The sequence below is a fragment of the Paraburkholderia sp. RL17-381-BIF-C genome, assembly GCF_046026435.1.
Lineage (GTDB): Bacteria > Pseudomonadota > Gammaproteobacteria > Burkholderiales > Burkholderiaceae > Paraburkholderia.
This window is the reverse complement of record NZ_JARESX010000084.1, coordinates 19,599-28,409: the sequence shown is the minus strand read 5'-3', so window position 1 is coordinate 28,409 and position 8,811 is coordinate 19,599. Positions and strand designations below refer to the sequence as shown.

The window sequence follows — 8,811 nt, the reverse complement described above, 5'->3', positions numbered from 1 at the left end:
CTTACTTTCTTTGCCGCCGCAAAGAAAGTAAGCAAAGAAAGCGGCTTCACACCGCTAATTCTTAAGCGGGTCCCCCGCACAGCCACGGCAGTGGTTCATCTGGAATCCGTGCCCTCGCACATTCCACTCCAGTGACAAAGCCATCATCCGCTCCCACTCCGCACTGCGTGCGTCGCGGACGGGTATGCGCGGGAACCCGTCAGTAGGACTAACGCCGTGGGGGCCGTCGGCTTCGCCTCGGCGACACCCTAAGGCCACTGTTCAATGAAGACCGCTGCGGCGCGCGCAGCGCCGCCGGAAGCATGACTGCCTTGTCACCGGGGCGGAATGTGCGAGAACGCGGATTCCAGATGCGCCACTCCCCCCTCCAAGCCAGGGGACCCGCTTATGAGCTAGCGGTGTAAAGCCGCTTTCTTTGCTTACTTTCTTTGCGGCGGCAAAGAAAGTAAGTGCCGCCCCGCACAGGGGCAACGCGAATAGACCACAGCGAAATCAAGGAAAGGCCAACACCCCGAAGGTCACAAACAAAAACCGCCCCGCAGCCAACCCCCAACCCCAGACTGGAGCACAACCCGTGATCGACCGAATAACCGCAATGCGCACATTCATCCGAATCGTGGACACCAACAGCTTCACCCGCGCAGCGGAATCCCTCAACATTCCCCGCGCCACGGCGACCACCATCGTCCAGAATCTGGAAGCGCTGCTAGGCACAGTTCTCCTCGCCCGCACCACGCGGCGCCTGAGCATTACACCCGAAGGCGCGGCCTACTACGAGCGCTGCGCGCAAATCCTCGCCGACATCGACGAAATGGAAGCCAGCATCCGGCACGCCACGGATAACCTGACCGGGCGCCTGCGTATCGAAATGCCCGGCGCGGTGGCAAGCACGATCGTCCTGCCGGCCCTGGACGACTTCCACACGCGCTACCCGAACCTCGATCTCGCTATCGGCATCAGCAACCGCACCGTCGATCTGATCTCCGAAGCAATCGACTGCAGCATCCAGCTAGGCGAATTGCCGGATTCGAATCTGGTCGCGCGCCAACTCGGCACGCTCGAACACGTGACCTGTGCGAGTCCGGCCTACCTGGCCCGTCATGGCACACCCACGAACCTCGACGATTTGCGCGGACATGCGGCCGTCAATTGCATGTCGCCGCACAACGGACGCGAAGTGGATTTCGATTTCGAAGTGGACGGCGAAGCGCAAAACGTCAAGGTAAAAGGCTTCGTCAAAGTCAGCGACGAACAGGCCTATCTCACCTGCGGCTTGCAAGGCCTCGGCTTGATCCAGCCCGCCCGCATCGCCGCGCAACCCTATCTGGATTCTGGACTTTTGCGCGAAGTCCTGCCGCAATGGAAGCCGGTGCCGATGCCGGTCTCGGTCGCGTATGTGAAGAATCGCCGCGTCTCGCCACGCGTGCGCGCGTTCGTCGACTGGCTGGCGGAGTTGTTCGAGAAAGCGGAGCACGTCGATCAGGATCTGTCGCGTGTCCGTCAGTTACTGCGCGGCCTGCATCCCGCCTGAAGCGGGTTCAATGCGGGCGCGCAGTCCGCGCGACAATTCCGTCGGTTTCGCAGCGTGATCGGCCTCGGCCGCGCCAGCAGATCGACATGAAACCAGACAATCCCGACTATAAAATCGATTCAGACGCGTCTTCTGTAATCGCGTAGGCATGCAAAGCGTATAGCACGCAGCGTTGCCAGACTCGCCGCCAAAGCTCGCTCACTTCCCCCATCCACCACGGTTTGCGTGGCAAATAAAGAATGCGTCAAGGCTGGCGTGCCTGCTGCGCCGAAGCCGGACAGGCCGGATCCTTACCCCAGTGACCGTCGCATACGCGCCAGCGGCACAACTGGTCTTCGAAGAAGCCACGCTTGCCGCACTCTTTCACGCGTTCAGCCAGTTTGGCGTTGCCGGCAGCGCTCGCACTGACCTTGGTCGCCGTGTCCTCTGCCGCGGGCTTGGTGTCCGCCGGTTTGGTCCGCGCGACGAGAGCCGCCAATAGATCGGCATCCGAATCATCCTTCGAAGCATTGCTGGTCGCGCGCGCTTTCTTCGACTGCGCGACCGCAGTCGGCGCGCTCGCGTGACGGTTACCGGCCGCCGTGCTTTCCTTCTTGCCGTGCGCCGCGCTCTCGTGCTTCTCCTTGGAGGCTACAGCCGTCGCGTTTTTGCCGTGCTTCGCCGCTGGCACCGTGACCGCTGAAGCAGCCGTTGCGGATGCAACCGGTGCAGGTGCGCTGCTCGGTTCCGCACCGTCGGCAAGCGCGCGCGACAGGCGGCTGGCGTCACCACTGGCGGGCGCCGTGGCGGATGCCGCAGCGGCCTTGCTATCGCTGTCGTCGGCAACGATGGTCGCCGCTTGCGACGACGCCGCGGCCGGCACCTCTGCTTTCGCGACAACCTGCGGCACGTTGCTTGCAGCAACCGCGGGCGCGGCAGCCTTCTCGACGCTGGCAGGCGTGACCTCCGCCAGCGACTCGCTCTGTACGCGCTGCTGCATATGCCACGCTCCCCAGCCGCCGGCTGCGATCACGAGCAAGGCGACCAGCGCGAGCACCGCTTTCGACCGGCGTGGTTTTTCCGTAGGCGGCGCAACGCGGCCTTCGAGGTTCGCAAGAATTCGCGAACCATTGCCATCAGCGCCTTTAGCCTTATCGGATAACAGGCTAGGCGGGGCTTTGGAATTCGAACTTTCCGGCGCACTCATTCACTGTCTCATTGAATCCTGGATTATTTCGCCGTGATAATACGCTCCGGCTCCTCTCAGAGCAGGCCTGATTCTAAGAGCAAGCATTGCAAAATACAATTCTTTCCAATTTCCGGGGTCGCCTTTGATTGCCGTAGTACTTTTCGCCTATTTCGCGCTCGCCGTCGTGATCGCCGCAATGCTGCTATTGCCGGCAGTACGCGCCTCTTTATTGGACGCGGCTCTCACTATTCACGGTCGCTTTATGCGCGGAGCATCGCGAAGTGCATCTCGCGCACGCGGCCAATTAGCGCGCTCGGCAAAAATTTCGCAATCGACCGCAATCGATATGCAAAAGTTACTGGTAAAGCGGCGCTTGCTGATTTTTACCACCACAGGTATTCTTGCGACGCCTCCATTGGTGGCATTGGCTTTACGCGGCCGGCAATTATTCCAATTCGATGACACTGCGCGGGTACCGGACGAGAAAATTGCCGCGTTATTGAACGGCGAACAGCTCGTGCCCCCGCCGCCGCTGCCACCGGAGGTATTTGCCACGCAGGAAGTCGAGCAGATCCGGCCCGCGCTTAAAGACGCGAGCCGCGACTGGAATTTGCTCGATGCCGATTTCAGAACACGTTTATTGCTCGTCTACAAAATCATGCACGAGCAATACGGGTATGAAATGGCCTTACTGGAAGGTTATCGCAGTCCGGAGCGGCAAAACCGGCTGGCGCAAATGGGGGGCAACGTCACTAATGCCGCAGCGTTTCAAAGCTACCACCAATACGGGCTTGCCGCGGACAATGCATTTTTGCGCGACGGCAAACTCGTCATTTCAGAAAAAGATCCCTGGGCCATGCGAGGTTATCAGCTATACGGACAGACAGCGGAACAGGTCGGTCTGACGTGGGGTGGGCGCTGGAAAATGATGGATCTCGGGCACGTCGAATATCACAAACCCGGCTTCGTCCTCGGGCGCGGTCATTAGGGCAAAGCGGGGAATAAGAGGTTGACAATGGGGCGTTCAATCAGATTTTCTGGCGAAAAGCGGCAATGCCGCATGCATAACGGCATTGCGCCGATCACATTCTCTGCGGCTTTTTTTCGCGGATTTAACAATCTTGCCGTATTCGCTTTCGCCTGAACATGCACTCGATTTATTTCAAACGCCATACGCGCACCATGCCGTGCGCCACAGCACGCGCCACGACATTCATCACCCAGACCTGAACGGCTTATGCGACGCATTCTCAACGTGTTGACCCACACACGCACGCTCTCGATCATCGGCTTGCTCGCGCTCGCTGCTGTTCTATTCATCGGCGCGGATACCTTGCAGATCGACCTGATGTGGCCAGCCATCGCGCTCGGCGTCGTGGTCGCGCTGTGGCTGCTGGTATGGGTGGTACGCCGTCTGCGCGCGCGGCGCGCGAACCGCAAGCTCGGCGAAATGCTCGAGCAGCAGGCGGAAAAGCAGACTGAAGCCGGCCCCGCGCCCACCCCCGCGCGCCAGGCCGAACTCGACGTGCTGCGCACGCGCCTCGTCGAGGCGGTGAAGACCATCAAGACCTCGAAGATCGGTCAGGTCTCGGGCGGCTCGGCGCTGTACGAGTTGCCGTGGTACATCGTGATCGGCAACCCCGCCGCGGGCAAGAGCAGCGCAGTGTTGAATTCGGGTTTGCAATTTCCGTTTGCCGACAAGAACAACGCGGTGATTCACGGCATTGGCGGCACGCGTAATTGCGACTGGTTCTTCACGACCGAGGGCATTCTGCTCGACACCGCGGGGCGCTATTCCGTGCACGAGGAAGATCGCACCGAATGGCTCGGTTTCCTAAGCCTGCTCAAACGTTTCCGGCCGAAGGCGCCGATCAACGGCATTATCGTCACGGCCAGCATTGCGGAGCTGACCAACAGCAAGCCTGAATTCGCGATCAATCTCGCCAAGAATCTGCGCCAACGCGTGCAGGAATTGACCGAGAAGCTCGAAGTCTTCGCGCCGGTGTATGTCATGTTCACCAAGGCCGACCTGATTACCGGCTTCACCGAATTCTTCAGCGGCAGCGACCGTCACGAATACGACCGCGTGTGGGGCGCCACCCTGCCCTACGAGCCGGACGAAAAGCGCGACGTGGTGGGTCTCTTCGACGAGCACTTCGAGGAGCTGTACGACGGCCTGAAAGAAATCAGCGTCGCGCAGATGTCGATCAATCGCGGCAATAAGCTCTCGCCGGGTCAGCTGAGCTTTCCGCTCGAATTTTCCACCATCAAACCTGCGTTGCGCGCGTTTCTCGCCACACTGTTCGAGACCAACCCGTTCCAGTACAAGCCCATTTTCCGCGGCTTCTACTTCACCAGTGCATTGCAGGAAGGCGAGACCAATAGCGCCGCGGCCACACGCATCGCGAACCGTTTCGGTCTGAGCGCCGATAGCCTGCCCAAGCCGCATAGCGCGTTTTCGAAGAACGGCTTCTTTCTGCGCGACCTGTTCTCCAAGGTGATCTTCGCCGACCGGCAAACGGTCAGGCAATTCGCCAGCCCCGCGAAAACGCGCATGCGTTATGCGACCTTCTTCGGCTTCGTCGCGGTGCTCGCACTGGCGCTCGGCGGCTGGACCTGGTCGACGGTCAACAACCAGCAACTCACGGCGAACGTGCAGGCCGACCTCGACAACGTGGTGCGCCTGCAGCAGAACCGCAATGATCTGCAATCGCGGCTGCAGGCCATGGACGTGCTCGAGGACCGCATCGACCAGCTCGAGCAGTTCCGGCGCGACAAGCCGCTTGCGGTATCGCTCGGCCTCTATCAGGGCGACCGGCTCGAACAGCGTCTGCTTACCGAGTACTACAACGGCGTGCGCCAGATCCTGCTCGACCCGGTCTCGCAGAATCTCGCTTCCTTCCTGAAGGACGTCAACGCACACCCCGACCAACTCGCGCCGCTTAACCGCGCACCGGACGCCGCCGCGATTCCGGTCTCCACGCATTCGGCCATGAGCGCGAACAGCCAGGGTGGACTCTATAGCGATGCCTCGCCGACCAACGTCGAAGATGCGTACAACGCACTCAAGACCTACCTGATGCTGAGCGACAAGCGTCATGTGGAAACGGCTCACCTCACCGACCAGGTTGCCCGCTTCTGGCGCGGCTGGCTCGAAACGAATCGCGGCAACATGCCGCGCGACGAGATGATCCGCAGCGCGGAACGCATGATCACCTTCTACCTTTCGCGCGTGTCCGACGACGATTGGCCGATGATCGACCAGAACCTCGGTCTCGTCGACCAGACGCGCGAGAACCTGCGCCGCGTGGTGCGCGGCATGCCGGCCCGTCAACGCGTGTACGAAGAAATCAAGGCACGCGCATCGACCCGTTTCGCGCCGATGACGATCGCGCGCATTGTCGGCGAAAACAATACGGCGCTGGTGGCGGGCAGTTACGCGATTCCCGGCACCTTCACGCGAGAAGCGTGGTTCCAGTACGTGCAGCCCGCCATTCGCGACGCGGCCACCAAGGAATTGCAGGCCAAGGACTGGGTGCTCAACACGTCAGCCCACGACGACCTGACGCTGGAAGGCAGTCCCGAGCAGATCCAGAAAGCGCTCGTCACGATGTACAAGACCGAGTACGCCATGCACTGGCAGAAGTTCATGCAAGGCATCGCGGTGCAGAGCTTCGGCAGTTTCGGTCAGGCCGTGGATGCGATGAACCGTCTCGGCGACCCGCAGGATTCGCCGATCCGCAAGGTGCTCGAAACCGCGTACGACCAGACTTCGTGGGACAACCCCTCGCTCTTCAACGCGAACCTGAAGCGCGCGCAAACCGGCGTGACGAGCTGGTTCAAGAACTGGTTCTCGCGGGCGCCGACCGGCCAGATCAACGCGAATATCGATATCAACGGCAATCCGGTCGAGATGCCGATGGGTCCGATCGGGCAGGAGTTCTCGGCCTTGGGCCGCATCGTGGTAAGCGGCGACAATGGCTCGATGCTCAAGGGCTATATGGACACGCTGTCGAAGGTCCGCACACGCTTTAACGTGATCAAGAATCAGGGCGATCCGGGACCGGGCGCGCGTCAACTGATGCAGCAGACGCTCGACGGCAGCGGCTCCGAGCTTGCCGATTCGCTGAAATACGTCGACGAACAGATGCTCACCGGTCTCACCGACTCGCAACGCAAAGCACTGCGCCCGCTGCTCGTGCGCCCGTTGATGGCGGCGTACGCGGTGGTGATCCAGCCGGCCAGCGTCGAAGTCAACAAGGTGTGGAATGCGCAGGTTTATCAGAGCTTCCAGGGTTCGCTAGCCAACAAGTATCCATTCACGAGCGACGCGAAGGTCGAAGCCGGCGCGGGCGAAATAGCCCAGGTGTTCGGTCCGGACGGCGCGATTGCCAAGTTCGTCGGCACCACGCTCGGGCCGCTCGCGGTGCGCCGTGGCGACACGCTGACGGCGCGGACGTGGGGCGATATGGGCCTCGCGCTCACGCCCGATTTCACCAACGGCTTCGCGCGCTGGGTGGCACCGCTTGCCGGCGGCGCGGCCGGTGCGTCGGGCCAGAGTTCGTCCGAACCGCAGACCGTGTTCCAGATCTTGCCGCAGCCGAGCAGCGGCACGACGGAATACACGCTTGCAATCGACGGCCAGCAGATGCGCTACCGGAACACGCCGCCGCAGTGGACCAACTTCGTATGGCCGAATCCTTCGGGTTCGCCGGGCGCGACGCTGAACGCCACGACCTTCGACGGCCGCACGCTGCAACTGGTCAACGAACCGGGCCGCTACGGCCTGGAAAAGCTGATCAATTCGGCGCAACGCAAGCGTCGTCCGGACGGCACGTTCGATCTGTCGTGGACGCAAGGCAGCGTGACGGTGGCGGTCAGCATGCGCATCATCAGCACGTCGCAGGCTTCGAGCGGCACGAGCGATGCGCCGCAACAGCAGAGCCTGCGCGGCTTGCGGCTGCCCTCCTCGGTGGCGGATGTGAGCGCGGCGGCGAATTCGGTCAACGCGACCGCCGCGGGTGCACCGGGCGCCGCGCCCGCGATCGCGCCGGCCTCGCAAGCGGCGCGTCCGGCTACGGCCGCCGCCGCGGTTTCGAATACAGGGGGTGCGCAATGACGCAAACCGTGCAGGCGCAAATCGCCTACTTCGGCAAGATCCCGTCGCGCGGCGACTTTGTGAAGAGCGCCCATAATCCGCAGCTGCTCGCCACGCTCGACCGCTGGATCGCGGAAGCCATGGAACTGCTGAGCGACGATCCACGCTGGAAGATCGTCTACGAAAACGCCAAGCCGATGCACTTCGCGTTCCTCGGTTCACGCAGCAAACTGGCGATTGCCGGGCATATGATGGCCAGCCACGATCAATCCTCGCGGCGTTTTCCGTTTCTTGCCGCGACCGCGCTCGAAGTCGAAAAGCCGCTGACGTTTCTCGCGCACAGCCCGCTTGCCTTCGCGCGGCTGTGGTCGCGCGTCGCGGCGCAGATGAAGCCGCTGCTTGGCGCGAGCGAACCGCCGGGCGCGCTGCAGGCACTTGGCGACATGCAGGTGCCGATCGAGATCGGCGGCGGCCCTGGCAATCCGCACGACGGCACCTTCAACGATTTCGTCGAGCATCAAACGCTCGCGGGCCTCGAACAGATGCTGCTCGCGAGCGGCCATCCGGTGCGTTTGCGCGGCGCGATGCTCGCGCTCGGCTCGCTGCTGCGTCCGGTGATGCAAAGCGGTTCGTCGCATCTCGAACGCGGGCTGACCTTGCCGCTGCCGAACGATCCGTTCTACCGCAGTCTCGTGGCCGCGTTCTGGCTCGAACTGATCGCACCGTTCGTCGCGCAGGCGGATTTCGAACTGGCGATTTTCATCGGCACGATTGCCGAGCGCGAGCGGCTCATCATCGGCTTTAATGGCGCGTCGGCCAAAACGCTGCACAGCGTGGTCGATCCGCAGTCGTATGCGGCACATAACATCGATATCGACGACCCCGAGTGGATCGACGAACACGCACAGAACGATCATGGCATCAGCAAGCTCGTCAGTTACCTCGACCAACCGCAACTGTCGCTGCGCGTCAGCATCGACACGTTCCGCGAAGCATTCACGGGAGCGTGACACG

General features: G+C 61.9%; 5 protein-coding genes. 4 read left to right on the top strand and 1 reads right to left on the bottom strand.

Features of this window, described 5'->3' with window-relative positions:
- Positions 1-574 precede the first annotated feature (574 nt).
- Positions 575-1,531 (top strand): LysR family transcriptional regulator, encoded by a 957-nt coding sequence (locus P0D70_RS31705; RefSeq protein WP_143048391.1) that lies wholly within the window; start codon positions 575-577, stop codon positions 1,529-1,531.
- 244 nt (positions 1,532-1,775) lie between these two features.
- On the opposite strand, the gene P0D70_RS31700 is transcribed toward P0D70_RS31705, so the two are convergent.
- Positions 1,776-2,717 (bottom strand): hypothetical protein, encoded by a 942-nt coding sequence (locus P0D70_RS31700; protein ID WP_408187382.1) that lies wholly within the window; start codon positions 2,715-2,717, stop codon positions 1,776-1,778.
- Between the two features lie 124 nt (positions 2,718-2,841).
- Between P0D70_RS31700 and P0D70_RS31695 the strand changes: the two genes are divergently transcribed.
- From P0D70_RS31695 to tagF, 3 genes are all read left to right on the top strand, one after another.
- Positions 2,842-3,687 carry a M15 family metallopeptidase gene (locus P0D70_RS31695; protein ID WP_408187381.1) on the top strand — a complete coding sequence of 282 codons (846 nt, stop codon included), beginning with the start codon at positions 2,842-2,844 and terminating at the stop codon, positions 3,685-3,687.
- A 249-nt stretch (positions 3,688-3,936) separates the two neighbouring features.
- On the top strand, positions 3,937-7,818 hold the full coding sequence (tssM, locus tag P0D70_RS31690; RefSeq protein WP_408187380.1) for a type VI secretion system membrane subunit TssM: 3,882 nt from the start codon (positions 3,937-3,939) through the stop codon (positions 7,816-7,818).
- Positions 7,815-8,807, top strand: a complete 993-nt coding sequence (tagF, locus tag P0D70_RS31685; protein ID WP_091801911.1) for a type VI secretion system-associated protein TagF — start codon at positions 7,815-7,817, stop codon at positions 8,805-8,807. The genes tssM and tagF overlap by 4 nt, the downstream gene beginning before the upstream one ends.
- The last annotated feature ends 4 nt before the right edge of the window (positions 8,808-8,811 follow it).